A 26,315-nucleotide genomic window follows, 5' to 3' on the forward strand; every position below is an offset into this window, starting at 1 on the left:
CACATGCGTCGCGATGTCGACTTCCAGTCCGAAGGCCGTGTCTTACGCGGCTGGCTCTACGCGCCAGAGGGCGAAGCACGGAGCCGTCCCTGCATTGTCATGGCGCACGGCCTGTCCGCGGTGAAGGAGCAATACCTTGACCGCTACGCGGAGGTTCTCGCCGCGGCCGGCCTCGGTGTGCTGGTCTACGATCACGCCAATTTCGGTGCCAGTGATGGCTGGCCCAGGCAGGAAGCGGATCCCGTCCTGCAAAGACGTGGCTATCGCGATGCGATCAGCTTCGCTCAGACCGTGTCCTGGATCGATCCTGCCCGCATCGGCCTTTGGGGAACGAGTTACAGCGGCGGCCATGTGCTGGAGGTTGCTGCCCTAGATCGGCGTGTCCGCTGTATCGTCAGCCAAGTGCCGACCATCAGTGGCTACCGCTCGGCACTACGGCGCATACGCGCCGATTTGGTGCCAGCGTTGCTGTCTCGTCTGGACGCCGATCGTGCCGCACGCTTCAGAGGTGAGGAGCCGGTGACCTTCCCGGCTGTCTCCGATGATCCGCGTGAGAGCTGTGCAATGGGCGGCAGCGACGCCTTCGCCTTCTTCACCCAGACCCAGGATTTCGCCCCGGCTTGGCGCAATGCGCTCACTCTCCGGAGTGCCGAGCTGGCGCGCGAGAACGAACCAGCCATCCATATCGCGCGCATCAGTCCGACCCCGCTCCTCATGATCGTGGCCGACCACGACCTGTTGACGGCCACGGACCTCTGTCTGGAAGCGTACCAGCAGGCACTGCCCCCCAAACAGTTGATGTTGATCGCCGGAGGCCATTTCGATCCCTATGTCCGGCACTTCGCGCAAACCAGCACCGCCGCTCGTGACTGGTTCCGTGCTCACCTCGTCGATGGCCGCGCGTGACGAGCCGGCACCAGGGTGCCTCCACGCCATCGCGCGCGACTACGCGGATGGCTCTGTCGTCGGTGAGCATTGCCATGTCGACGGGCAGCTTATCCATGCTACGGCCGGTGTCATGCAGATCCAGGCGGCTCACCGCCTATGGCTCGTTCCGCCGCAACGCGCCCTCTGGATCCCACCGCGCCTGACGCATGCGCTCCGAGCACGGGGAGGCGTGTCGCTCAGGACGCTCGACATCGCACCGGCCTGCGCGCAGCAGCTCTTGGGCGATGTGCCTCGTGGCTTCGCGGTCCCGACGCTGGTGCGGGAGCTGATCCTGCGCATGCTGGATCCGTGCGCGGCAAGCGATGGAGAGCGTCACGGCCGCCTCACCGCCGTGCTGGTCGATGAACTCGCCGACCTCGACCCGGACGGGATCTCCCTCCCAATGCCCACAGACCCCCGCTTAGCGCGCGTCTGTGCCTGCATACTGGCCCGGCCTGGAGAGGAACACCGGATCGATGAATTGGCCCGACACTCCGGCGCGTCAGTTCGGACCCTGGGACGTCTCGCTCTTCATGAACTCGGCTGCCCTCTCTCGACGTGGCGTCAGCAAGCTGATCCGCCCCCAATGAAGTGGTCCGCCCTTTGGTATGGCTTTGAGCCTGGAGGACGGATCGATGTCGAGGAAGCGACCCAAGCCTGAGGAGATCGTCGCCAAGCTGCGGCAGGCGGACGTGCTGGTCGGGCAAGGCCAGAGCGTGGCGGAGGCGATCCGCGCGATCGGCGTGAGTGAGGTGACCTACTACCGCTGGCGGCGTGAGTACGGCGGCCTGAAGTCGGATCAGGTCCGGCGGATGAAGGATCTGGAGACGGAGAACCAGCGGCTCAGAAAAGCCATCGCCGATCTCACCCTGGACAAGCTGATCCTGCAGGAAGCCGCCCGGGGAAACTGACCAGCCCCGCGCGCCGACGCGCCTGCATCGAGCATGTCCGGACCGTGCTGAAGGTCTCCGAGCGTCGGGCCTGCAAGGCACTCGGGCAGCATCGCTCGACACAGCGCAAGGCGCCGCGGGGCAAAGATGACGAGGCGGCGCTCGTCGCCGAGCTGATCGAATTTGCCCGTAGCTACGGGCGCTACGGCTATCGGAAGGTCGCCGCCCTACTGCGGGCGGACGGCTGGCTGGTCAACGACAAGCGGGTCGAGCGCCTATGGCGGCAGGAGGGGCTGAAGGTCCCGGCCCGCCAGCCCAAGCGCGCACGGCTGTGGGACGGGGATGGTTCCTGTATCCGGCTGCGCCCGGAGCACCGCAATCACGTCTGGTCCTACGACTTCGTCGAGACGCGCACCCACGACGGGCGCAAGTTCCGGATGCTCAACGTCCTCGACGAGTTCAGCCGCGAGTGCCTGGCCATCCGAGTGGATCGCAAGCTCAAGGCGGCCGACGTGATCGATGTGCTGTCCGACCTGTTCATCCTGCGCGGCGTGCCGGCGCACATTCGGTCAGACAATGGTCCGGAGTTCATCGCCAAGTCGGTGCAGTCCTGGATTGCGGCCGTTGGCGCAAGGACGGCCTACATCACCCCTGGTTCGCCGTGGGAGAACGGATATGTCGAGAGCTTCAACGCACAGATACGCAACGAGCTGCTGAATGGCGAGATTTTTTACACGCTCAAGGAGGCGCAGATCATGATCGAGGGCTGGCGACGGCACTACAATACGGTTCGGCCGCATGGCGCATTGGGCTACCGGCCGCCAGCGCCAGAGGTGTTCGTGCCAGCTATAGCCGCTAGGCCGGCTGCACCGGCCAAGCTCGCCGTGGTCCAGCGACCAACCCTGCACTAACTTTGACCTTGGACCACCTCGTGGGGGCCGATCACGGATAGATCTCGGCGGCCCAGGGCCTGTCGTGGCGCTGGACAGCTTGATTGTCTGTTCTGGAGAAGATGCCAAAGCGGCCTGATTGGCTGGATCGGGCGCAACACTGCCAGTGTCGCGGCGGACCATACGTCCGCTTCCGGGGTCCGCGCGTGAACGGCCGCGTTGGGTCGAACGCAGCCACGCGACGCAAAAGCCGATCAGGTCAGTCCCCAGACTGTTAGAACGTGCGGGTGGATGTTCTGACGTGGCCTGGCGCCTCGAGGTGCAGGGGCCTTCTGGATGGGCCTGGCTGTAGCGAAGTGCTGTCCTCGACCCGTCCGCGGCTGGCGGCGGAGCGCCACAACTCCGAATCCGACAAGGTGAGGTCGCCAATCTGCCGGCGTTCCAGTTCCTCGCCGATCGGCGCGAGGACGGCGCGGCGGCCCGGAGCGCATCGACCGCCTCCCTGATCGGGCGGGCGTCGTTGTGAATCATCCCTAGTCCGGGAAGCCCCTGATCAGGGCGGTCATCACCATCGTGCGGCGCAAGCCGGGGATGGTTGCCTTGTCCGCGAGCAGTGTCTTTGCCTGTGGGTGAGTCTCGATTGCCTTGGCCATATCGACGGTGTGACCCGACTTGAAGGCGAGGGCTTCGCGGTCTCGTCCTTAAGGTCGGCTTCGGTGGCCTGCTTGATCTCCTCGTCCGTCACCTCGGACTTACGGCACAGGTCACCGGCGCCGGGAATCGCTCGGCCATTCGGGTTTGTGCCGACCCTTGTGCGCCGGAAAAACACCTTCTGTTTCGGGGGGGCGGTTATGTCCCGGTCCCGAAGGTGCTGTTTTGCTTGGAAAAATTGGCTGGGGCGCCAGGATTCGAACCTGGGAATGGCGGTACCAAAAACCGCTGCCTTACCACTTGGCGACGCCCCAAGGTGAGCGGAGGCTGTCTAGACGCCGCGCCCGCCCCTGGCAAGCGGTGGATCGCGGCCGTCTAACCCCCCGCCCGCAGCGGCTTACCGGCGCTCGGGGACGCCGTCGATCCGGCGGGGCAGGCCCAGCGGATTGGCGGCCTGAAGCGCTGCCGGCAACAGCGCGTCGGGAACGTCCTGGTAGCTCACCGGCCGCAGGAACCGGTCGATGGCGAGGCTGCCCACCGAAGTCGTGCGCCCGTCCGAGGTCGCCGGATAGGGGCCGCCATGCACCATCGCGTGCGCCACCTCGACCCCGGTCCCGAAGCCGTTGACCAGGATGCGGCCGACGCGGCGCTCCAGGAGCGGCAGCAGGTCCCGCGCCGCCGCGTGATCCTCCGGCGCGAGGTGCAGCGCCGCCGTGAGCTGGCCTTCCAGATGCTCCAGCACCGCCCGCATCGCCGCGAGATCCGCGCAGCGCACCACGAGGCCCGAGGCCCCGAACATCTCCTCCTGCAGCGCGGGATCCGCCAGGAACACGTCCGAGTCCGTGGCGAACAGGCTGGCCCGGCCCTGGGTCACCCTGCCCTCCGCACCCTCGGCGATGCGGGTGACGGCGGCGTGCCCGGCCATCCGCGCGACGGCCTCCCGGTAGGCGCGCTGGATGCCGGGCGTCAGCATGGTCGCGGCGGGGCTGTCGCGCAGGGCCGCGCCGGCCGCTTCCAGGAAGGCGTCGAGGCCCGGGCCGGGCAGCGCCAGGATCAGGCCCGGATTGGTGCAGAACTGTCCGGCACCCAGCGTCAGCGACGCCGCGAAGGCTTGGCCGATCTCGGCGCCCCGCGCGGCCAGCGCGCCCGGGAACAGCAGCACCGGATTGATGCTGCTCATCTCGGCATAGACCGGGATCGGCACCGGGCGGGCGGCCGCGATCGCCATCAGGGCCGTGCCGCCCCGACGGGAGCCCGTGAAGCCCACGGCGGCAATCCGGGGATCGGCCACCAGCCCCTGCCCGATCGACTGGCCGGCATCGAACAGCAGCGAGAAGGTCCCCTCGGGCAGGCCGCAGGACGCCACCGCCTTCTGGATGGCGCGGCCGACCAGTTCCGAGGTGCCGGGATGGGCCGGGTGCGCCTTGACCACCACCGGGCAGCCCGCCGCCAGGGCCGAGGCGGTGTCGCCGCCCGCCACCGAGAAGGCGAGCGGAAAGTTCGAGGCGCCGAATACCGCCACCGGGCCGACGGCGATCCGGCGCAGGCGCAGGTCCGGCCGGGGCAGCGGCTTGCGGTCCGGCAGGGCCGGATCGATCCGCACTGCGACGGAACTGCCCTCGCGGACCACGTCAGCGAACAGGCGCAGCTGGCCCACCGTCCGGGCGCGCTCGCCCTCGATCCGCGGCCGGGGCAACCCCGTCTCTTCCATGCAGCGGGTGACGAGGGCGTCGCCGGTCTCCAGGATGTTGGCGGCGATCGCCTCCAGGAAGCCGGCCCGCGTCTCCGGATCGGTCTCCCGGTAGGTGTCGAAGGCGGCCTCCGCCAGGGCGCAGGCCCGGTCGAGATCGCCGAGGCTCGCGCCGGGGAAATCCGGCTCCAGGGATTCGCCGGTGGCCGCCGCGACGGCCCGGACGGCCGCCTCGGTGCCGCGCCGTGCCTCGGCGCCGATCAGGTTCTCGCCGCGCAGGGTCATGAGCTGCTCCTCTTCGTAGGGGTGCGGGCGGGCCGCACCGGGACGGACGCGTGACGGGCGGTCAGCCCCGCTGCGCCGCCAGGGCCTTCTCGCGGATGGCCGCGAGGGTCATGGTCGGGGTGAGCGCCTCGGGATCGACGCGGCAATGGATCATCGCCGGCAGGCCGGAGGCGAGGCTGCGCTCGAAGGCGGGCGCGAAGTCCGCGGTGCATTCCACGCGCTCGCCATGGCCGCCGCAGGCGCGGGCGAGCGCCGCGAAGTCGGGGTTGCGCAGCTCGGTCGCCGAGACGCGGCCGGGATATTCGCGTTCCTGGTGCATCCGGATCGTGCCGTACATGCCGTTGTCGAGCACGACCACCACGACGGCGATCCCGTACTGCACGGCGGTGGCGAATTCCTGAACGGTCATCATCACGTCGCCGTCGCCCGCGAGCGCCACGACGATCCGCTCCGGGCGGCTGCGCTTCGCCATCACGGCGGCGGGCAGGCCGTAGCCCATGGAGCCCGAGGTCGGCGCGAGCTGCGTGCCGAAGGCGCGGAACCGGTAGTAGCGGTGGACCCAGGTGGCGAAATTGCCGGCGCCGTTGCAGATCACCGCGTCCCGCGGCAGCCGCTCCCGCAGCCACGTGATCGCTTCCCCGTACTGGAACGCGCCGGGCTTCGGCTCCGGCGTCTCGGACCACGCGCGGTAGGCGGCATGGGCCTCGGCGGCGCGACCGCTCCCGGTCGGCGTGAAATCCGGCAGGGCGGCGCAGAAGGTCTCGGGCGCCGCCTCGATCGCCAGCACCGGCTGATAGACCCGCCCGAGCTCCGCCGCGTCGGCATGGACGTGGACCAGGGGCAACCCGGGATTGGGGATGCCGAGGAGGCCGTAGGATTGCGCCGGCATCTCGGACAGGCGTCCGCCCACCATCAGCAGCAGGTCGGCCTCCCGGATCCGGGCCAGCAGCGCCGGGTTCGGCCCGATCCCGAGCTCGCCCGCGAAGTTCGGATGGTCGGCGGGAAAGAGCTGCGCCCGCCGGAACGAGACCGCCACCGGCAGGTCGTGGCGCGCGGCCCAGGCGGCCAGGGTGGCGACGGCGCCCTGCGTCCAGCGGGAGCCGCCGAGCAGCACCATCGGCCGCTGCGCCTCCGCCAGCATCGCCCGCAGACGCTCCACATCGTCCCCGGACGGGGCCGGGGCGGCCGGGACGACGCGCGGCGCGTCGGACACCGCCACGACGTCGTCGAGCATGTCTTCCGGCAGGGCCACCACGACGGGACCGGGACGGCCCTGCATCGCCACCCGGAACGCCCGGGCGAGGATCTCCGGAATGCGCGCCGCGTCGTCGATCTCCACCGTCCATTTGGCGAGCCCGCCGAACATCTGCCGGTAATCGACCTCCTGGAAGGCCTCGCGGTCCCGCATCCGCCGGGCGATCTGGCCGACGAACAGGATCATCGGCGTTGAATCCTGGCGGGCGATGTGCACGCCCGCGGAGGCGTTGGTGGCGCCCGGCCCCCGGGTGACGAAGCAGATGCCGGGGCGGCCGGTGAGCTTGCCCGCGGCCTCGGCCATGATCGCCGCGCCGCCCTCCTGCCGGCAGACCAGCACGTCGATGCCGCTGTCGCGCAGGGCGTCGAGCACCGCGAGGTAGCTCTCCCCGGGGACGCAGGTCACGCGCTCGACGCTCTGGGCGCGGAGCTGGTCGACGAGCACCTGCGCGCCGGTGCGTGGGGGCAATCCGCTCAAGCCGTTCCTCCCTGGCCCTCGGGCCGCATCCGGGGCGTTCCGCCGGGATCGGCCATCGTTCCGCCCGCCGCTGGGATGCCGCTGATATCCCAGTTTCAGGATAGGGGCGGGTTCGGGGCGGTCAACCTGTCAGACCAGGGGCCGCCGGTCGAGGGCCCGGCGGGTCATCCGGTCGAGAAAGTCGAACAGCGTTCCGATCCCGGCCAGGGCCGCCGCTTCGTCCCGCGCCGCGATGCCGGACAGGATCGCCCCGTGGATCCCGGCGCAATCCAGGAAGCTGGCGGTGGGCTCGTAGGTGTACCAGAACCGACGGGACTGGGCGTGGAGCGCCGCCATGGTGCCGGTGAGCGTCGCGTTGTAGGCCGCGCCGACGAGGGCCTCGTGCAGGCCGCGCTTGGTCCGGAAATAGGCCTCCCGATCGCGGGCCTCGGCGGCGCTGCGCAATCCGGCTGCCCGGTCCAGCAAGTGTGCCATGTCCTCCGCCGTGCCGCGCGCGATGACGCAGCGGGCCACGGTCTCGTCGAGGGGCCGCCGCACCTCCAGCAATTCGAGATGCTTGATGACGTCCACCTGGGTGACGAGAACGCCACGCCGCGGATGGACCTCCACGAACCCGATCGTCTTGAGCCGTGCCAGAGCCTCGCGGACCGGCGTCCGGCCGAGGCCCAGCTCCGCGCCGAGTTCGCCCTCCGAGACCATGGCGCCCGGGGCGAGACGGCGGCTGATGATCATCTGCTCGATGGCGTCATAGGCGGTCTCGGCGAGGGAGCGCGGCCTGCGCCCATCCTCCGGCGGCACCTGTCCGCCGCCCGCAAATCCCAATCCGGCCAAGGGCTTCCCCGTCGATGTCGGATCCTGTCTGTCGCAACCCGTGCCGGTTGACAATGGCGCCGCGCACCGTGCTACTCAAGATCTGGGATATCAGTCCGCGTTCAGCGCGGGCGGGAGCCAAGGCCGGCGCAAGCGACATGTGATTGTCACCGTTCGCGGGTGCCGAGACCGAGGCCCAGGGAGGAGGAGCGGATGTCCGGGATGTCCCCTGAGACGCGCGCCAAGCTGAAGACCGTCAGCACGGCGACGCTGATGACCGCCCTCTACAAGCGCGGCTTCCGCAACCAGATGATCCAGGGCGTGCTACCCCTGAAGGCCGGCGGCCCGACGATGGTCGGCGAGGCCTACACCCTGCGCTACATCCCGGCCCGGGAGGACCTGAACCCCATCACGGTGTTCCGGGATCGCGCGCATCCGCAGCGCAAGGCCGTGGAGGAGTGCCCGCCCGGCGCCGTGATGGTGATCGACAGCCGCAAGGACGCCCGGGCGGCCTCCGCCGGCTCGATCCTGGCCACCCGGCTGATGGTGCGCGGCTGCGCCGGGCTCGTCACCGACGGCGGATTTCGCGATGCCGACGAGATCGCCCGGCTGGAGATGCCGAGCTATCACGCGCGCCCGTCGGCGCCGACGAACCTCACCCTCCATCAGGCGATCGACATCAACGTGCCGATCGGCTGCGGCGACGCGCCCGTCTTCCCCGGGGACGTGATCGTCGGCGACGGCGACGGGGTGGCGGTGATCCCGGCCCATCTCGCCGACGCCGTCGCCGACGAGGCCGTCGAGATGACCGCCTACGAGGACTTCGTCACCGAGGAGGTTCGCAAGGGCCGCACAATCCTCGGCCTCTACCCTGCCACCGACGAACAGAGCCTCGCCGATTTCGCCGCCTGGCGGAAGCGGACCGGCCGCTGAGCGTGCCGGACCGGCCCGCTCCAGCCCGGCCCGCGATCGGCAACGGGCCGGAACGCGTCGGATTCGACTCGGGGGGACGCCATGGCGGCGGGGTTGCGCGGGGGCGCTGCGGCGCCGGAGATCGAGCGGCGGACGGTCGCCAAGGTGTCGTGGCGACTCCTGCCGCTGATCGTCCTGATCTACTTCGTCGCCTACATGGACCGGACGAATGTGGGCTTCGCCGCGTTCGGCCTGAAGCGGGACTTCGGGTTCTCCGCCACGCTCTACGGCTGGGCTGCCGGCATCTTCTTCCTCGGATACGTCCTCTTCGAGATTCCGAGCAACGTCCTTCTGGAGCGCGCCGGGGCGCGGCTCTGGATCGCCCGGATCATGGTCACCTGGGGACTGGTGGCGGGCAGCATGGTCCTCATCACCGGCCCGGTGAGCTTTCTGGCCCTGCGTTTCCTGCTGGGCGTGGCCGAGGCCGGCTTCTTCCCCGGCGTGATCCTCTACTTCACCTTCTGGTTCCCCAAGCGGTACCGGGCCCGCGTGGTCGCCGCCCTGTTCCTGGCGGTGCCGGGCTCGAATGCTCTCACGGCGGTGATCTCGGGGGCGCTGCTCCAGCTCGACGGCGTGCTGGGCCTGCACGGCTGGCAGTGGCTGTTCCTCCTGGAGGCCGCGCCCTCGATCCTGCTGGCCTTCGCGGTTCTGGCGCTGATGACGGACCGGCCCGAACAGGCGGCGTGGCTCGCGGCCGAGGAGCGGCGCTGGCTGAGGGACGAACTCGCGGCGGAGCGTGCGGGCACGCTCAGGGCTCACGGGCATCTCACCCTCAAACAGGCCCTCACCGACCGGCGGGTGCTCGCCCTCGGGGCGATCTACTTCACCATCGGCACCGCCACCTACGGCATCACCTTCTTCATGCCGCCGATCCTGAAGAGCCTGCATCTCACCGACTGGGAGACGGGCGTCGCCACGGCGGTACCTTACGTCGTGGGGACCCTGGGCATGGTCGCCTGGAGCTGGTCGTCGGACCGGCGCAACGAGCGGCGCTGGCACTTCGTGATCGCCGCGCTGGTCGCCGCCCTCGGCCTCGTCGCCTCCGGCCCCCTGCTCGGCAGCCTCTGGGCGCTGACGGCGATGTCGGTGGCGACGATCGGGCTCTACGGCAGCAAGCCCGCCTTCTGGGCGATGCCGGGGGAGTTCCTGTCCGGGCCCGCGGCGGCCGGGGGGATCGCCCTGATCAACGCGATCGGCAATCTCGGCGGCTTCGTCGGTCCCTACGTCCTGGGCTGGCTCAAGGATTACACCGGCAGCTACGAGGCGGGACTTTATTTCCTGGCCGCTTGCGCGCTCGCCTCGGCGGCGATCACGGTCGTCTCTGTCCGGTCAGGCCGGGCGGAGGCGGACCCGCGCGATGGGACCGGCGGCGCGTTCCGCCCCGCCGGCCCGAGCCCGTGAGACCGGAGACAGAGCGATGACCGCGCGCAAGAAGGACCTGGGCGACCTGCGCAGCCAGCGCTGGTTCGGCGCCACCGACCTGCGCAGCTTCGGCCATCGCTCGCGCATGCTACAGATGGGCTATGAGCGGGCGGATTTCAGCAACAAGCCCATCGTCGGCATCATCAACACCTGGAGCGACATCAATCCCTGCCACCTGCATTTCCGCGAGCGCGTGGAGCAGGTGAAGCGCGGCGTCTGGCAGGCGGGGGGCTTCCCGATCGAATTGTCGGCGCTGTCGCTGTCCGAGAATTTCGTCAAGCCGACCACGATGCTCTACCGCAACCTCCTGGCCATGGAGGTGGAGGAGCTGCTGCGCCAGCACCCGGTGGACGGGGCGGTGCTGATGGGCGGCTGCGACAAGACCACGCCCGGCACCGTGATGGGCGGCATCTCCATGAACCTGCCGATGATCTTCCTCCCGGCGGGGCCGATGATGCGCGGGCATTTCGGGGGCAACATCCTCGGCTCCGGCTCGGATGTCTGGAAGTACTGGGCCGAGAAGGAGGCCGGCACCATCACCACGCAGGAGTGGAACGACATGGAGGCGGGCATCGCCCGCTCCGCCGGCACCTGCATGACCATGGGCACGGCCTCGACCATGACGGCGATCACCGAGGCGCTGGGCCTGTCCCTGCCGGGCGCGGCCTCGATCCCGGCGGCCGACGCCGACCATCCCCGTATGGCGAGCGCCTGCGGCCGGCGCATCGTGGAGATAATCTGGGAGGACCTGAAGCCCTCCGACATCCTCGACCGGCGCTCCATCGACAACGCGCTCGTCGTCCACAACGCGCTGGCCGGCTCCACCAACGCGATGATCCACCTCGTGGCCATGGCGGGCCGGGCCGGCATCCCGGTGAAGCTCACCGCGTTCGACGAGGTCGCCCAGAAAGTCCCGGTGATCGCCAACCTCCGGCCCTCGGGGCAGTGGCTGATGGAGGATTTCCACATCGCGGGCGGAATCCGGGCGCTGATGGCGCGGCTCTCCCCCCTCCTCCACCTCGACGCTCGCTCGGTCACCGGCGGCACGATCGGCGACGGGCTCGCCGGCGCGAAGGTCTTCAACGACGACGTGATCCGCCCCCTCGACAAGCCCATCGTGTCGATGGGCGGGACCGCGATCCTCTACGGCAACCTCGCGCCGGACGGCTGCGTGATCAAGCCGCCCGCCGCCGACCCGCGGCTCCTGCAGCATACCGGCCCCGCGCTGGTCTTCGACAGCTACGACGCGATGAGCGCGGCGGTGAACGACCTCGACCTCGACGTCACCCCCGACCACGTCATGATCCTGCGCAATGCCGGCCCGATCGGCGGGCCCGGCATGCCGGAATGGGGCATGCTGCCGATCCCCAAGGTCCTGCTCCGCCAGGGCGTGCGCGACATGGTCCGCATCTCGGACGCGCGGATGAGCGGGACGAGCTACGGCGCCTGCATCCTGCACGTGGCGCCGGAATCGGCCGCGGGCGGCCCGCTCGCCGCCGTGCGCGACGGCGACCTGATCAGCGTGGACGTGGCCGCCCGCCGGATCCACCTGCACCTGGACGATGCCGAGATTGCCGCGCGGGTGAAGGCCTTCGTGCCGCCCGACCGGGCCTATCCCCGGGGCTACAACCGCCTGTTCGCCCAGCACGTGCGGCAGGCCCACGAGGGCTGCGACTTCGACTTTCTGGAGGGCGCCGGGGGGATCCCGGAACCCGAGATTCACTGACCGGCCCGAGCCGTCGGCAACAGGCGGCGGGCCCGATCACAGGGAGGACACATGGTGATGATCGCACGCAGGGGCCTGCTCGCCGGAGCGGCCCTGCTCGGCACCGCGCGGGCGGCCGGGGCCGGCTGGGAGCCGTCGCAGCGGGTGCCGGACCCGGCCGTCGAGATCCTCGATCCGGCCTTCGCCAAGTACCGCCTCGCCTCGGCGACGGTGGAGCGGGTCGCCACGGGCTTCCGCTGGGCCGAGGGGCCGGTCTGGTTCGGCGACCGGGGCGCGCTGCTGTTCAGCGACGTGGTCAACGACCGGATCATGAAGTGGGAGGAGGCGTCGGGTTCGCTCTCGGAATTCCGCAGGCCGTCGAACTACGCCAACGGCAACACCCGCGACCGGCAGGGGCGGCTGATCACCTGCCAGCACAGGACCCGCAGCGTCACCCGGACCGAGCATGACGGGACCATCACCACGCTGATGGACCGGTTCGACGGCAAGCCGCTGAATTCGCCCAACGACGTGGTCTGCCATGCCGACGGCGCGGTCTGGTTCACCGATCCCGCCTTCGGGCCGAACCCCCACGAGGCGATGGCGGCCCCGGAATTGCCGGGCAACGTCTACCGGATCGATCCGGCGACCGGGCAGGCCAGCGTCGTGGTCGAGGGTGTGGCCGGGCCGAACGGCCTGTGCTTCGCGCCGGACGGAACGAAGCTGTACCTGATCGAGGCCCGGGCCAAGCCCAACCGCCTGATCCGCGTCTACGACGTGGTCGAGAACGGCACGAAGACCGCCAACGGCCGCGTGTTCTACGACGCCGGCACCGGCACGCCGGACGGCTTCCGCGCCGATGTCGACGGCAATCTCTGGTGCGGCTGGGGGATGAGCGAGGCCGAGGACGGGGTCATCGTGCTCTCACCGCAGGGCAAGCTGATCGGCCGGATTCGCCTGCCCGAGCGCTGCGCCAACCTGTGCTTCGGCGGCCTGAACCGCAACCTGCTGCTGATGACGGCGACGCACTCGGTCTACGCGCTCTACGTGAATACCCGGGGCGCTGGGACCTGCTGAGGCCGCATCATACGGCGAACCGCTCCGCGATGACTTGCGGGGCGGATCCCGGGTTCCATTTCCGTTTTCGTTGCACGCGGCCCGGTGAGGGCCAGCGGAATCTCAGGCGGGACCCAGAGGCGGCAGGCACGCTCTCGACTCGACTCCCCGACGTGTGTTGGTTCTCTTGCCAACAGCCGTCGCCACCGGCATTTTCGCTGACGTGAAGGCCGAACTCCTGCTCAAGGAGCGAATCGCAATCATCCCTGGGCGGTCGTTCGCAGAGCTGGTGGTCTGGCGCGTGCCGACGCCTGTCCGCGAGAGCAGCCACGCCTTCAAGTACCGGCTCGCCCTCGTCGTCGATGGTGCATGCGTGCTTCGCTATGACAACGAAGCCGGCAAGGGCGACCACAGGCACGTCGGCGAGGCGGAGATCGCCTATCGCTTTACCACCCCCGAGGCCCTGCTGGCCGATTTCTGGGCCGATGTCGAATCCTGGAGGGAGTCATGAGAACCGTGACCATCGGCGTCTCTTCGGTCGAGGAGGCTAGTGCCCGCGTACTGGCGGCCTTCCGGGGCGAGAAGCGCGGCGCGTTCATCTCTTTCCCCAGCGTCGAGGGCTTGTGGACCGTCCTGACGCCCCGTCGCTGGGCGCTGATCCGAGCGCTCGCGGGCCAGGAGCCCATGTCGCTGCGCGCCGTGGCGCGGTTGCTGGACCGGGACGTGAAGAACATCCACGCCGACGTGCACGCGCTCCTGAATGCCGGCATCCTGGATCGTACGGACGACGAGCGCATCGTCTTTCCCTACGACGCCGTGCACGTCGACTTCACGATCGGGAAGGCGGCCTGAGGACTCTTCCATCCCAGGCTCGCATTCGGCTGGCGGCGCAGGCGCCCGGGACAGGGGTTCCGTTTCATCCGAAACGCCGCTTCCCCGGACAGGATGCGCTGTTCACACATCTCCGGTGGACATTGCCGCTGATCAGGGAGCGCGGGTCCCTCTCCCGTTCGGGAGAGGGACCCGCGCTCCGACCTAAGACCGTATGGCCTCGTGGTGCGTCGAGCCCCCGCCCCTACTCCGCCGCCTGCGCCAAGTACCGCGCCGGATCGTAGTTCAGGATCGGCCCGAGCCAGCGCTCGACCTCGCGGACATCCATGCCCTTGCGGACGGCGTAATCCTCGACCTGATCCCGCTCCACCTTGGCGACGCCGAAATAGTGCGCCTCCGGGTGGGCGATGTAGATCCCCGACACCGACGAGCCCGGCCACATGGCGTAGGATTCGGTGAGCTTCACGCCGATCCGGCTCTCGGCCCGCAGCAGGTCGAACAGGGTCGTCTTCTCGGTGTGGTCGGGCTGGGCCGGGTAGCCGGGAGCCGGGCGGATGCCGTCGTATTTCTCCAGCACCAGCTCCTCGGGGGCGTAGGCCTCCTCCGTCGCGTAGCCCCAGAACTCCTTGCGCACCCGCTCGTGCATCCGCTCGGCGAAGGCCTCGGCGATGCGGTCGGCGAGCGCCTTGACCAGGATCGCCCGGTAATCGTCGTTGGCCCGCTCGAAGCGCTCGGCGATCCGCACTTCCTCCAGGCCGGCCGTCACCACGAAGCCACCGACATAGTCGGCGATGCCGGTCTCGGAAGGCGCCACGAAGTCCGACAGGCAGGTGTTGGCGCGCCCGTCGCGCTTCGAGAGCTGCTGGCGCAGGCCGTGGAAGGTGGCGAGCCGCTCCGACCGGCTCTCGCCGGTGTAGAGCGCGATGTCGTCGCCGACGCTGTTGGCCGGCCAGAAGCCGATCACCGCCTTCGGGTTGAACCAGCGCTCCTCAACGATCTGCTTCAGCATCGCCTGCGCGTCCTCGTAGAGGGCGCGGGCGGCCGGTCCCTGCTCGGGATCGTCCAGGATCGCCGGAAAGCGGCCCTTGAACTCGTAGGTCTGCAGGAACGGCGTCCAGTCGATGTAGGGCACGAGGTCGGCGACCTCGTAGGAGCCGTAGACCCGGGTGCCGGTGAAGGTCGGCTTGGCCGGCTTGTAGCCCGACCAGTCGACCTTGAAGGCGTTGGCCCGCGCCTTGGCCAGCGGCAGCCGCTGCTTGTCGACCTCCGAGCGCTTATGGGCGTCGGCGACCTTGGCGTACTCGGCCCGGACCTTCTCGATCGTGGGCCCACGGGTCTCCTTGGAGATCAGGCTCGACACCACGCCGACCGCCCGGCTCGCGTCGGTGACGTAGACGGCCTGCCCCTTGGCGTAGGCCGGGTGGATCTTCACCGCCGTGTGGACGCGGCTCGTGGTGGCGCCGCCGATCAGCAGCGGCACGTCCATGCCCTCGCGCTCCATCTCGCCCGCCACGTGGACCATCTCGTCGAGCGACGGGGTGATCAGGCCGGACAGGCCGACGATGTCGACCTGCTCGCGCTTGGCGGTCTCCAGGATCTTGGCGGCCGGCACCATCACGCCGAGATCGATGATCTCGTAGTTGTTGCAGGCCAGCACGACGCCGACGATGTTCTTGCCGATGTCGTGGACGTCGCCCTTCACGGTGGCCATCAGCACCTTGCCGGCGGCCTGGCGCTTGCCGTCGCCGCCATTGGCGAGCTTCTCGGCCTCCATGTAGGGCTCGAGATAGGCCACCGCCTGCTTCATCACCCGGGCGGATTTCACCACCTGCGGCAGGAACATCTTGCCCGCGCCGAACAGGTCGCCGACCACGTTCATGCCGGCCATCAGCGGGCCCTCGATGACGTGGAGCGGCCGCTCCACGCCCTGGCGGGCCTCCTCGGTGTCGGCCAGGATGTACTCGGTGATGCCGTTGACCAGGGCGTGCTCGATGCGCTTCCCGACCGGCGCCTCGCGCCAGGTCAGGTCGGCGGTCTTGGCCTGGGCCGAGGCGCCGGTCTTGAACCGCTCGGCGGCCTCCAGCAGGCGCTCGGTGGAATCGTCGCGCCGGTTGAGGACCACGTCCTCGCAGAGCTCGCGGAGCTCCGCCGGGATCTCGTCGTAGACGGCGAGCTGGCCGGCATTGACGATGCCCATGTCCATGCCCGCCTGGATGCAGTGGAACAGGAACACCGCGTGCATCGCCTCGCGCACCGGCTCGTTGCCGCGGAACGCGAAGGACAGGTTCGAGACGCCGCCCGAGATGTGGGCGTGCGGCAGGGTCTCGCGGATCGTGCGGGTCGCCTCGATGAAGGCGACGCCGTAGCCGTTATGCTCCTCGATGCCGGTGGCGACCGCGAAGATGTTCGGGTCGAAGATGATGTCTTCGGGCGGGAAGCCGACCTGCTCGGTCAGGATCCGGTAGGCCTTGGTGCAGATCTCGACCTTGCGCTCGTAGGAATCCGCCTGCCCCTGCTCGTCGAAGGCCATCACCACCACGGCGGCGCCGTAGGAGCGGCAGACCTTGGCGGCCTCGATGAACTTCTCCTCGCCCTCCTTCATGGAGATCGAGTTCACAATCGGCTTGCCCTGGATGCACTTGAGCCCCGCCTCGATAACCTCGAACTTCGAGGAATCGACCATCACGGGCACCCGGGCGATGTCGGGCTCGGCGGCGACGAGGTTGAGGAACTCGACCATCGCCTTCTGCGAGTCGAGCAGGCCCTCGTCCATGTTGACGTCGATCACCTGGGCGCCGGCCGCCACCTGATCGCGGGCGACGTCCAGCGCCGCCGCGTAGTCGCCGTTGGTGATGAGCTTGCGGAACTTGGCCGAGCCGGTGACGTTCGTGCGCTCGCCGACGTTCACGAAGGGGATCTCCTTCGTGAGGACGAAGGGCTCGAGGCCCGACAGCCGCATCAGGCGGGGGATCTCGGGGATCGGCCGCGGCGCCTTGCCGGCGACGGCCTCGCTGATTGCGCGGATATGGTCCGGGGTGGTGCCGCAGCAGCCGCCGACCATGTTGACGAGGCCGGATTCTGCGAACTCGCCGACGAGCTTGCCCATCGCCTCCGGGCTCTCGTCGTAGAGGCCGAACTCGTTGGGCAGGCCGGCATTCGGGTAGGCGCAGACCAGCGTGTCGCAGATCCGCGACAGCTCGGCGATGTGGCCGCGCATCTCGCGGGCGCCCAGCGCGCAGTTGAGGCCGAAGGTCAGCGGATCGGAGTGGCGCAGGGCGTGCCAGAAGGCCGCCGGGGTCTGGCCCGACAGGGTGCGGCCCGAGAGATCCGTGATCGTGCCGGAGATCTGGATCGGCAGCCGGATGCCGGTCTCGTCGAAGACCTGCCACGCCGCCGCCACCGCGGCCTTGGCGTTGAGCGTGTCGAAGATGGTCTCGATCAGGATCAGCTCGGCGCCCCCGTCGATCAGGCCGCGGACCTGCTCGACATAGGCCTGCTTGACCTGATCGAAGGTCACGGCCCGGAAGCCCGGGTTGTTCACGTCCGGCGAGATCGACAGGGTGCGGTTCGTCGGCCCGATGGCGCCGGCCACGAAGCGGCGGCGGCCGTCCTTCTCCTCGGCGAGCTTGGCGGCCTCCCGGGCGAGCCGCGCGCCCTCGGCGTTCAGCTCGTGGATGATCGACTCCATGCCGTAATCGGCCTGGGCGATGGTGGTGCCCGAGAAGGTGTTGGTCTCGCAGACGTCGGCGCCGGCCAGGAAGTAGTCGAGGTGGATCTGCCGGATCGCGTCGGGCTGAGTCAGGATCAGCAGGTCGTTGTTGCCCTTCTGATCGTGGCCGTGATCCTTGAACCGGTCGCCGCGAAAATCCTCTTCCGAGAACTTCAGCCGCTGGATCACGGTGCCCATCGCACCGTCGAGGACGAGGATCTTCTCCGCCGCGCGCTGGCGCAGCGCCTGTGCGATCGCGGTACCGTCGACGGGGGCAAAATCGGTCATCATGCGTCCTGTCAGATCACCTCGTCCCGAGGTGCCGGAGCGAAGCGGAGGCCTCGCAGGAGGCCTCCAGATATCTCGGTGTTCCCTGGAGCCCGCCTTCGAGGCCGCTCGCGCGGCACCTCAGGAGGGTGAAAACCTTCATTCTACCAGACGCTTCCGTGCCATGGGCGCGGAGGCGTCCCCGTCTCTGCGAGCGGAGCGAAGCAGTCCAGCAGCGCCACGCTCACGGATGTCGCGCTGTCCTGGGTCGCTTCGCTGCGCTCGCGAGGACGGATCGTGGGTGTCGAGCGCGGCCTCGGGAATTAAGCCGCCGCCTTGGCGGCCGCCAGCTTCGGCGCCTGGGCGCGCAGGCCGAGCAGGTGGCAGATCGCGTAGACCAGATCCGAGCGGTTCATCGAGTAGAAGTGGAAGTCGTTGACGCCCTCGTCCACGAGGTCGAGCACCTGCTCGGCCGCCACCGCGGCGGCGACGAGGCGGCGGGTCTCCACGTCGTCTTCCAGGCCCTCGAACCGGGCGGCCAGCCAGTAGGGCACCGAGGCGCCGGTGCGGCGGGCGAAGTTCGCCGCCTGCTTGAAGTTCTGCACCGGCAGGATGCCCGGGATGATCGGGATCGTGATCCCCGCGGCCCGGACCTTCTCCAGGTAGCGCAGGAAGACCTCGTTCTCGAAGAAGAACTGGGTGATCGCCTGATCGGCGCCGGCATCGACCTTGGCCTTCAGGGCCTCGATGTCCGCGTCGAGCGAGGCCGCCTCCGGGTGCTTTTCCGGATAGGCCGAGACCGAGACCTTGAAGTCGCCGATCCGCTTGATCCCCTCGACCAGCTCGGCGGTCGACGCGTAGCCGCCCGGATGCGGCCGGTAGGCGTGGCCGACGCCCTCCGCCGGGTCGCCGCGGAGCGCCACGATGTGGCGCACGCCCGCATCCCAGTAGGACTGGACCACCGCGTCGATCTCCTCCCGGGTGGCGTCCACGCAGGTGAGGTGCGCGGCCGGCTTCAGGCCGGTCTCGCGGACCATCCGGGCCACCGTGTTGTGGGTGCGCTCCCGGGTGGAGCCGCCGGCCCCGTAGGTCACCGAGACGAAGCTCGGCTGAAGCGGCGCCAGACGCTCGATCGAGCCCCAGAGGATCTTCTCCATCTCCTCGGTCTTCGGCGGGAAGAACTCGATCGAGACGCGGATCGGGTGGTAGCCGTCGCGGCTGGCGCGGTGGGTGGAGCGGCGCATCGGGGTCTCGTCCTCTATGTCGATCGGTTCAGACGAAGTCTGCGGAGGTTCTGGATGTCAGGCGACGGCGCGCCGGGGCTGTTCAGTCTCGTCGGCCAGACCGTCCTGGGCCAGCCAGAGGGTGACGGTGAGCTGACCCGACTCGCGCGGCGCCAGATCGCGCGTGCCGACCGTGGCGAGACCGGCCTCCGCGAGCCAGCCGGAGACCTGCTCGGCGGAGAAGCCGAGGCGTCGGTGGGCTTGGCCCGTGCGCAGGAATTCCAGCTCGTGCGGCGCGAAATCCACCACCAGCAGACGGCCGCCCGGCGCCACCAGCCGCGCGGCGCCGCGGAGCGCCCGGGCCGGGTCGTCGAGATAATGCAGCACCTGATGGACCACCACGAGGTCGAAGCTCGACCGGGCGAAGGGCGGCGCGTGGATGTCGCCTTGCCGCAGATCCACCCGCGACAGGCCCTGGCGCTCCAGGTTGGCCCGGGCGACGGACAGCATGGCATGGCTCGAATCGAGCCCGGTGGCGCGGCTGGCCCGGGGAGCCAGCAGGCCAAGCATGCGGCCCGTCCCGGTGCCGAGATCGATCAGGCTGCCGATCGGCCGGTCGCCCAGGGCGTCCAGCACCGCCGCCTCCACGATCGCCTCCGGAACGTGCAGCGAGCGCAGCTCGTCCCATTTGGGCGCCAGCCGGGCGAAGAAGGTCTCGGCCGCCTCGGCCCGCTGCACCCGCACGGCATCGAGACGGGCGCGGTCCTCCGACAGTGGCGGTGCGGTCCGGTCGAGACCGGACAGCAGCGGATCCGCCAGGCCGGCGCGGGCGTCGGACAGCCGGAAGAACGCCCAGGCCCCTTCGCGGTGACGCTCGACAAGCCCGGCTTCCACCAGAAGCTTGAGATGCCGCGAGATCCGCGGCTGCGACTGGCCGAGGATGTCGGTCAGGTCGGACACCGACAATTCCCCCTCGGCGAGCAGCGCCAGGATGCGCAGGCGCGTCTCCTCGGCGGCCGCACGCAGGACGCCCAGGGCTTCCGGAAAGGGGATCGATCCCGCCTCTTGCCTGCGTTCAATAGACATAAAGATATGTTTATGTGCGTTTCGCGGTGGGCGCAAGCACGAACTTGCGGGGGTTTGCCAGGTGGATGAGACCGAAGCGCGGCGGCCGCGTTGATGGCAGGGCCGCCGAGTGCGGGCCCGGGGAGGCGTGCATGTCCGAGAGCCCGTTCCCGCAGATCACGCTGGTCCGCCACGGCGAGACCGCCTGGAGCCGATCCGGCCAGCATACCGGGCGCAGCGACATCCCCCTGACCCCGGAGGGCGAGGAAGCGGCGCGCGCCCTCGCCCCGCGCCTCGCGGCTCGCTCCTACGCGGAGGTCTGGTCGAGCCCGTCGAGCCGGGCGGCCACGACCTGCGCGCTGGCGGGCTTCGGTGACCGGCGCGTGATCGATCCGGATCTCGCGGAGTGGGATTACGGCGCCTACGAGGGCCGGACCACGCAGGCGATCCTGGCCGAGCGGCCGGATTGGCGCCTGTTCCGCGACGGCTGCCCCGGCGGCGAGACGGCGGAGGCGGTCGGCGTTCGGGCGGACCGGATCATCGCCCGGGCCCGCGCCCGTGATGCCGACCTCGTCGTGTTCTCCAGCGCGCATGTCCTGCGGGTGCTCGCCGCGCGCTGGATCGGGCTGCCGCCGCAGGGAGGGGCGCTTCTCGTCCTCGGCACAGCGAGCGTCTCGGTGCTCGGCTACGAACACGACCGCACCGAGCCGGTGCTGCGCGCCTGGAACGGCTAGGCGCCGACGCTAGCGCAGCCAATACCCATCCGGCGCGAGCGCGTCCGGCATCGGCTCGCCGAGGGCGTGGTGCACGATCCGGTCGACGGCGCGGACCATGGCGTCGAGGGGCAGGTCGTTCGGCTCGGTGCCGAACGGTTCCTCGAGCTCGTCCCCGAGGGCGTCGAGGCCGAAGAACGTGTAGGCCACGAGCGCCACCACGACGGGCGTCGCCCAGCCCAGGGAGCCCGTGAGGCCCACCGGCAGGAGCAGGCAGTAGAGCCACGCGGTCCGGTACACCAACAGGGTGTAGGCGAAGGGCAGCGGCGTGTTGGCGAGGCGCTCGCAGGCGGTGTGCACGCCCGACAGCGCCTCGATCCGGGCTTCGAGGATGCCGAACTGGATGTCGCTGAGCCCGCCCGCGCGCATCAGCGCGGCCAGGTCCCGGGTGATGGCGCCCAGAATCGAGTCGGTGGGATTCGGGCCCGACAGGTCCGATCCGGGGCTCATCCGGCCCACCGCGGCGGCCTCGTCGAGGGCCCGCAGGCGGGCATGAAGCCCGTGGGCGAAGGCCGAGAGGCGTCGGAGCTGGCGCGCCGCCTCCCGCTCCGGCAGCAGGGCCGGGAGGATGCGGGCGAGGTTGCGCACCTCGCCGATCAGGTTGCCCCAGTGCTTCCGGGCTTCCCACCAACGCTCGTAGCAGGCGTTGTTGCGGAAGCTCAGGAAGATCGAGAGGGCGAGGCCGACCACCGTGAACGGGGTGACCCCCGCGGTGACCGGGAACAGTTCGGGCCATCGCGATTCCGCCCAGACCACCGCGCAGGACACCGCGACGATCCCTGCGAGCTTCGGCGCCACCCGCGGCAGGATCGAGCCGCGCAGGGTGAACAGCAGGGTCAGCAGGTTGGGCCGGGTGCGGACGATCATCGGGGCTTCGGGTCTGGGGGGCTTCTTAGCCCTGCCCTGCCCCCCGCGCGCCGGCAAGGAACGTGTTGGTGAAAAGGGGCGCCGGCCGCCCAGCCCGGCGGGGCGGACCGTGCGAGCTGGCCCGGCTGACGGCGCATCGGGGACCCGTCGCGCGGGCCGCGGGCGGCCGATCGTGCAAGGGGCGGCCGATCATGCAAGGGGGGCCTGGCCCGGATCAGGCGCCCTCTGCCTCCCACAGCCATGCCGCGCCGCGCACGCCCGATGCGTCGCCGTGCAGGCTCGCCCGCACGGGGGTGTCGAAGGTGTCCGAGAAGACATGGGGGGCGATCGCAGCCGGCAGGCCGGCGATCAGCTCCGGGATCCGCGACAGGCCGCCGCCGATCACGATCACATCCGGGTCCAACAGGTTCACCACCTGGGCGGCCGCGCGCCCGAGCCGCTCGAGATGCGCGGCCAGCGTCTCCTGCGCCGCCGGACTGCCGGTCCGGCCCTCGGCGACGACGGCCTCCGCGGTGAGGTTCCCGCCGTGCCGCCGGGCGTGGTCCGCCGCCAGCCCTGGCCCGGACAGCCAGGTCTCGACGCAGCCCCGGCGGCCGCAATAGCAGGCGGGACCCGGTCGCTCGTCGTCGCGGGGGGCCGGCAGGGGACCGTGGCCCCATTCGCCCGCGATGCCGTTGCGGCCCGTGAGCACCCGCCCGTCGAGGGCGATGCCGGAGCCGACGCCGGTGCCCAGGATCACGGCCCAGACCACACGGGCCCCGGCGCCGGCGCCGTCGATCGCCTCCGACACAGCCAGGCAATTGGCGTCGTTCTCGATCCGCAGAGGCCGCTCCAGCCGCTGCTCGAGATCGGCCGCGAACGGGTGTCCGTTGAGCCAGTGCGAGTTGGCGTTGCGCACGAGGCCCGTCGCCGGAGACAGGCTCCCCGGCATGCCGATGCCGACGCTGCAGGGCATGCCGGCTTCGGCTTCGAGACGCAGGACCAGATCGGCCACGGCCTCGACGGTTTCCCCATAGGCGCCGCGCGGGGCGGCCACCCGGGCCTCGGCCAGGGTCGAGCCATCCCGGCCCAGGACGATCCCGGCGATCTTCGTGCCGCCGAGATCGATGCCGAGGCGCGGGCGCCCTCCGGATCCTGCCGCGGGCGACCCCATCACTCGGCGGCAGCGACCTTGCTGTCGGTTCCCATCGGCTGCGGCGCCTCGTCGGCGATGTGGGTGCCGATGGCGAGCGGATGGGCCATCACCTCGTTGAGCTTGGCCACGTCGAGCTCGCCTTCCCAGCGGCTGACCACCACGCAGGCGACGCCGTTGCCCACGAGGTTGGTGAGCGCGCGGCACTCGGACATGAACTTGTCGATCCCGAGCACGAGGGTCATGGCGGCCACCGGGACCGGGCTGTTGGGGATCGCCGAGAGGGTCGCCGCCAGGGTGATGAAGCCCGCGCCGGTGACGCCCGACGCGCCCTTCGAGGTCAGCATCGCCACCAGGATGATGGTCGCGTACTGGCTGATCGACAGGTCCACACCCACGGCCTGCGCCAGGAACAGCGTGGCCAGCGTCATGTAGATGTTGGTGCCGTCGAGGTTGAACGAGTAGCCGGTCGGAACGACGAGGCCGACCACCGAGTCCGAGGCGCCGAGCCGGCGCATCTTGGTCATGAGCTGCGGCAGCACCGTCTCGGAGGACGAGGTGCCGACCACGATCAGCAACTCGTCCTTGATGTAGGCGAGGAAGCGCAGGATCGAGAAGCCCGCGATCCGGGCGATCGTCCCGAGCACCACGAGCACGAACAGCAGCGCCGTGATGTAGAAGGTGCCGACCAGCCACGCGAGATCGTAGACCTTCTGGATGCCGTACTCGCCGATCGTGAAGGCCATGGCGCCGAAGGCGCCGACGGGGGCGAGCTTCACGATGATGCCGATGATCCGGAAGAAGATCTGGCCGGCGGTGTCGATCGCCCGGTTTACGCCGGCCGCCCGCTCTCCGAGGTTCGTCACCACGACGCCGGTGAGGATCGAGATCAGCAGCACCTGAAGCAGGTCGCCGGTGGCGAAGGGATCGAGGAAGCTCTTGGGGATGATCGCCAGGATGTGGGCGACGGTGGAATCGGCGGCCGCCTTGCTGGCGTAGGTCGCGACCTTGCTGGCGTCGAGCTTCGACGGGTCGGCGTTGAACCCGGCGCCGGGCCTGATCACCTCGCCGACGATGACGCCGATCAGGAGCGCGATGGTGGAGACCACCTCGAAATAGACCAGCGCCTTCAGCCCGACCCGGCCGACCTTCTTCAGGTCGCCGATCGACGCGATGCCGTGCACGATGGTGCAGAAGATGATCGGCGCGATCATCATCTTGATCAGGCCGATGAAGGCGTCGCCGAGCCACTTCATCGATTTGCCGGTGGCCGGGTCGTACCAGCCGAGCAGCACGCCGAGCGCGATGGCGATCAGGACCTGGATATAGAGCACCTTGTACCAAGGCTCGCGGGGCGCTGCGGCGGGAGCCGGCGCGTGGATTGCCTGTGCCATGTCCATCCCGTGCGACGACCGCGCACCCTCCCATTGTGCCGGCACGCTAGCGATTATCATCCGGCGCCTCAACGCCTGCACGGTTATGGGCCGGGAACCATCCGTGACAAAAATCTGTCGATCCCGGCCGAAGTCACTTCTCTCGTCTGACAAGTGCGCGCAGGCTGAGAAGCGTGGCTGTTTCTGGTCTCCGGCGGACTGAGCCGGCCAATCGACGGCATCCGGTGATCTCTGGAGAGTGTCCGTGGCTGGATTCCACCGGGCCCGAACGGCGTTCCTGGGCGTGCTGCTCACCGGCATCCTGATCGAGCCCGCCTCGGCCGGCGTCGTCGCGCGGATCGACCAGTCGCGGCAGCGCATGCGCGTCTATGTCGACGGTTATCCGGCCTATGAATGGCCCGTGTCCACGGCCCGTCGCGGCTACGTCACGCCCAGCGGACGGTTCCGCGTCGGGCTGATGGCGCCGATGTGGCGCTCCCGCAAGTATCACGGCTCTCCGATGCCGCACGCGATGTTCTTCCGCGGCGGCTACGCGATCCACGGCACCTATGCCACCGGAGCCCTCGGACGCCGGGCGAGCCACGGCTGCATCCGCCTGTCGCCCGGCCATGCCGCCGCCCTGTTCGGCCTCGCCCGCAGCCGCGGCGGAGCGACGGTGGTGATCCGCGATTGAGCGACCGGGCCGCCTCACCCCTGCCCCAGGCCTGAGCGGAGATGCGGCTTGCGTCGCAAGCCGTCGGCACCCGGCACAGAGGCCCGGATCCCCCGGGACCGCCCGAGGAGGGCCGGGTCCCGAAACGCGGACGGGCCGCAGCGCGATCTGCGCTGCGGCCCGTTTGCTTGACGCCTTATCGTGGGCTCAGGTCTGCTGCTGGGTCCGGCGGGGCCGGACGGTCCAGCGCTCGAACATCGAGGCGGGATCCTCGCTCTTCGCGTCCTTGTTCTCCGCCGCGTGATCGGGCTGCTGGTGGATCGCAGCACCGAGCGCCTGGGACAGGCTCTCGATGACGTCGTCGATGCGGGCATCCCCGTGCAAGGGGTCCCCCGGGCCGGTCGGGGCGGCGGGCGTCTCGGCGGGCGCGGCCGCCTCCGGCGCGGGCTCCGGCTGAGGCTCCGGCTCGGGGTGATGCTCGGGGGCCGGTTCGGGCGGGCGCGCGGCCGCAGCCGGCTCCGGGGCCGGAGGCGCCGGAACGACCGGCGCGGCGGCCGGGGCAGCCGCGGCGGCCGGCGTCACGGCCCGGCGCATGGCGCTCGTCGCACCCTCGTCGGACTCGGCGTTCCGGCTGCTGCTGCCGTAGCGGCCGAAGCCGAACCGGGGCTCGATCAGGTCCAGCACCGCGTCGAGCGCGGCGTTGCTCAGCGCCACCTCCTCGGCGGCCGGCACGCCCTGGATCGCGAGGGCCTGCCGCTCGAAGGCCGGCTCGTTGCTGACCTCCCGGCCGAACCAGCTCGGGGCATGGAAGGCCGCGGCATCGCCGTCATTGTCGAAGGTGATGCTGATCAGGTCCAGGCTGCCGGGTGTGACGTAGCGGTCGATGGCGATCTCGCGGCCGCCGGCATTCAGGGTGGTGCGGTCGTAGGCGGCCTTCCCGGGGCAGACGTCCAGCAGGGCGTCGCCGTGGGCGCGCGGCACGTCGGTGCGCTCCTCGACCGGGATGCCGTCCGCCCCCTTGTTCACCAGGACCAGCTGGCAGACTTGGCCGTCGACACGCACATAGGACGCGCGGCCACCCTGCGGGGCGAAGTGCCCCTCGGTGATCCGGGCGCCGCCCCGCTCCTTGCGGATCAGGCGGACCAGGGACGGTGCGACCAGAAATCGGCGAACGGTGCTCATGAACTCAAAACCCCTCCCGCTTGGTCGGCAGTGCGCCGATCCGGCGGACAGCCCTCAGCGCCGCCGGGCCGCACGGAAGGGTGCAAGTGGAACCGACCCGCACGGCGTATAAGCTGGACTGCCACACCGTATTCGTCAGAGCCTGACCGCTTCCGTCGCCAATCACCGGACAGCGACAACCTGAGACTAT

21 protein-coding genes and 1 tRNA gene are annotated in these 26,315 nt (G+C 69.9%); 11 read left to right on the top strand and 11 right to left on the bottom strand.

Annotated elements, in window-relative coordinates; genetic code table 11:
- The first annotated feature begins 3 nt into the window (after nt 1-3).
- The 3 genes from P9K36_RS12360 (at nt 4) to P9K36_RS12370 (ending at nt 2,728) form a co-directional block, all read left to right on the top strand.
- The gene (locus P9K36_RS12360) at nt 4-906 is read left to right on the top strand and encodes an alpha/beta hydrolase (protein ID WP_043757307.1); all 903 of its coding nucleotides are present in this window, start codon (nt 4-6) and stop codon (nt 904-906) included.
- Nucleotides 878-1,588 (top strand): AraC family ligand binding domain-containing protein, encoded by a 711-nt coding sequence (locus P9K36_RS12365; protein WP_278307124.1) that lies wholly within the window; start codon nt 878-880, stop codon nt 1,586-1,588. The genes P9K36_RS12360 and P9K36_RS12365 overlap by 29 nt, the downstream gene beginning before the upstream one ends.
- Nucleotides 1,563-2,728 (top strand): IS3 family transposase gene (locus tag P9K36_RS12370; RefSeq protein ID WP_089231777.1). Its coding sequence is split into 2 segments (ribosomal slippage): nt 1,563-1,827 and nt 1,827-2,728, totalling 1,167 coding nucleotides; the frame shifts between segments, so codons are not numbered across the junction. The genes P9K36_RS12365 and P9K36_RS12370 overlap by 26 nt, the downstream gene beginning before the upstream one ends.
- Nucleotides 2,729-3,597: 869 nt before the next feature.
- Here P9K36_RS12370 and P9K36_RS12375 read toward each other — a convergent pair.
- The 4 genes from P9K36_RS12375 to P9K36_RS12390 all read right to left on the bottom strand — a co-directional run bounded on the left by P9K36_RS12375 (nt 3,598) and on the right by P9K36_RS12390 (nt 7,896).
- Nucleotides 3,598-3,672, bottom strand: a tRNA-Gln gene (locus P9K36_RS12375).
- An 83-nt stretch (nt 3,673-3,755) separates the two neighbouring features.
- Entirely contained in the window at nt 3,756-5,333 is a 1,578-nt protein-coding gene (locus tag P9K36_RS12380) for an aldehyde dehydrogenase (NADP(+)) (protein ID WP_111473930.1), read from the bottom strand.
- A gap of 61 nt (nt 5,334-5,394) precedes the next feature.
- A complete protein-coding gene (locus P9K36_RS12385) occupies nt 5,395-7,065 on the bottom strand; it encodes a thiamine pyrophosphate-binding protein (RefSeq protein ID WP_043346231.1) in 1,671 nt (556 codons plus the stop codon).
- 129 nt (nt 7,066-7,194) lie between these two features.
- Nucleotides 7,195-7,896, bottom strand: a complete 702-nt coding sequence (locus tag P9K36_RS12390; protein WP_043346233.1) for a GntR family transcriptional regulator — start codon at nt 7,894-7,896, stop codon at nt 7,195-7,197.
- Nucleotides 7,897-8,088: 192 nt separating this feature from the next.
- Here P9K36_RS12390 and P9K36_RS12395 point away from each other — a divergent pair, with 192 nt between their 5' ends.
- The 6 genes from P9K36_RS12395 to P9K36_RS12420 all read left to right on the top strand — a co-directional run bounded on the left by P9K36_RS12395 (nt 8,089) and on the right by P9K36_RS12420 (nt 13,882).
- The gene (locus tag P9K36_RS12395) at nt 8,089-8,808 is read left to right on the top strand and encodes a ribonuclease activity regulator RraA (protein WP_043384349.1); all 720 of its coding nucleotides are present in this window, start codon (nt 8,089-8,091) and stop codon (nt 8,806-8,808) included.
- Nucleotides 8,809-8,889: 81 nt separating this feature from the next.
- Nucleotides 8,890-10,248, top strand: a complete 1,359-nt coding sequence (locus P9K36_RS12400; RefSeq protein WP_278307125.1) for an MFS transporter — start codon at nt 8,890-8,892, stop codon at nt 10,246-10,248.
- Between the two features lie 16 nt (nt 10,249-10,264).
- Complete coding sequence (gene araD, locus P9K36_RS12405) at nt 10,265-11,995, top strand: L-arabinonate dehydratase (RefSeq protein ID WP_278307126.1); 1,731 nt, start codon at nt 10,265-10,267, stop codon at nt 11,993-11,995.
- 51 nt (nt 11,996-12,046) lie between these two features.
- Nucleotides 12,047-13,051, top strand: coding sequence for an SMP-30/gluconolactonase/LRE family protein (locus P9K36_RS12410; RefSeq protein ID WP_236961409.1), 1,005 nt, complete (start codon nt 12,047-12,049; stop codon nt 13,049-13,051).
- A 202-nt stretch (nt 13,052-13,253) separates the two neighbouring features.
- Entirely contained in the window at nt 13,254-13,541 is a 288-nt protein-coding gene (locus P9K36_RS12415) for a DUF6516 family protein (RefSeq protein WP_043761143.1), read from the top strand.
- The gene (locus tag P9K36_RS12420) at nt 13,538-13,882 is read left to right on the top strand and encodes a transcriptional regulator (RefSeq protein WP_043384355.1); all 345 of its coding nucleotides are present in this window, start codon (nt 13,538-13,540) and stop codon (nt 13,880-13,882) included. The genes P9K36_RS12415 and P9K36_RS12420 overlap by 4 nt, the downstream gene beginning before the upstream one ends.
- Before the next feature lie 223 nt (nt 13,883-14,105).
- Here the strand turns inward: P9K36_RS12420 and metH are convergent, their stop codons facing one another.
- From metH to P9K36_RS12435, 3 genes are all read right to left on the bottom strand, one after another.
- On the bottom strand, nt 14,106-17,858 hold the full coding sequence (gene metH, locus P9K36_RS12425) for a methionine synthase (protein ID WP_278307283.1): 3,753 nt from the start codon (nt 17,856-17,858) through the stop codon (nt 14,106-14,108).
- A 302-nt stretch (nt 17,859-18,160) separates the two neighbouring features.
- Nucleotides 18,161-19,081 (bottom strand): methylenetetrahydrofolate reductase [NAD(P)H], encoded by a 921-nt coding sequence (gene metF, locus P9K36_RS12430; RefSeq protein WP_043384357.1) that lies wholly within the window; start codon nt 19,079-19,081, stop codon nt 18,161-18,163.
- Nucleotides 19,082-19,138: 57 nt separating this feature from the next.
- A complete protein-coding gene (locus tag P9K36_RS12435; protein ID WP_043384360.1) occupies nt 19,139-20,146 on the bottom strand; it encodes a metalloregulator ArsR/SmtB family transcription factor in 1,008 nt (335 codons plus the stop codon).
- 131 nt (nt 20,147-20,277) lie between these two features.
- On the opposite strand from P9K36_RS12435, the gene P9K36_RS12440 reads away from it, so the two are divergent.
- Nucleotides 20,278-20,859, top strand: a complete 582-nt coding sequence (locus P9K36_RS12440; RefSeq protein WP_278307127.1) for a histidine phosphatase family protein — start codon at nt 20,278-20,280, stop codon at nt 20,857-20,859.
- 9 nt (nt 20,860-20,868) lie between these two features.
- Here the strand turns inward: P9K36_RS12440 and P9K36_RS12445 are convergent, their stop codons facing one another.
- The 3 genes from P9K36_RS12445 to P9K36_RS12455 form a co-directional block, all read right to left on the bottom strand.
- Entirely contained in the window at nt 20,869-21,765 is an 897-nt protein-coding gene (locus P9K36_RS12445; RefSeq protein WP_043384367.1) for a bestrophin family protein, read from the bottom strand.
- Between the two features lie 214 nt (nt 21,766-21,979).
- Nucleotides 21,980-22,918, bottom strand: coding sequence for an ROK family protein (locus P9K36_RS12450; RefSeq protein ID WP_053609806.1), 939 nt, complete (start codon nt 22,916-22,918; stop codon nt 21,980-21,982).
- Nucleotides 22,918-24,291, bottom strand: a complete 1,374-nt coding sequence (locus tag P9K36_RS12455) for a dicarboxylate/amino acid:cation symporter (protein ID WP_043354440.1) — start codon at nt 24,289-24,291, stop codon at nt 22,918-22,920. Before P9K36_RS12455 ends, P9K36_RS12450 begins: the two co-directional genes overlap by 1 nt.
- A 244-nt stretch (nt 24,292-24,535) precedes the next feature.
- Between P9K36_RS12455 and P9K36_RS12460 the strand changes: the two genes are divergently transcribed.
- A complete protein-coding gene (locus P9K36_RS12460; RefSeq protein WP_236961407.1) occupies nt 24,536-24,964 on the top strand; it encodes a L,D-transpeptidase in 429 nt (142 codons plus the stop codon).
- Nucleotides 24,965-25,150: 186 nt separating this feature from the next.
- Here the strand turns inward: P9K36_RS12460 and P9K36_RS12465 are convergent, their stop codons facing one another.
- The gene (locus P9K36_RS12465) at nt 25,151-26,125 is read right to left on the bottom strand and encodes a hypothetical protein (protein WP_075380212.1); all 975 of its coding nucleotides are present in this window, start codon (nt 26,123-26,125) and stop codon (nt 25,151-25,153) included.
- Between the last annotated feature and the right edge of the window lie 190 nt (nt 26,126-26,315).

Origin of the sequence: Methylobacterium sp. 391_Methyba4, from assembly GCF_029691625.1 — a bacterium.
Lineage (GTDB): Bacteria > Pseudomonadota > Alphaproteobacteria > Rhizobiales > Beijerinckiaceae > Methylobacterium > Methylobacterium fujisawaense.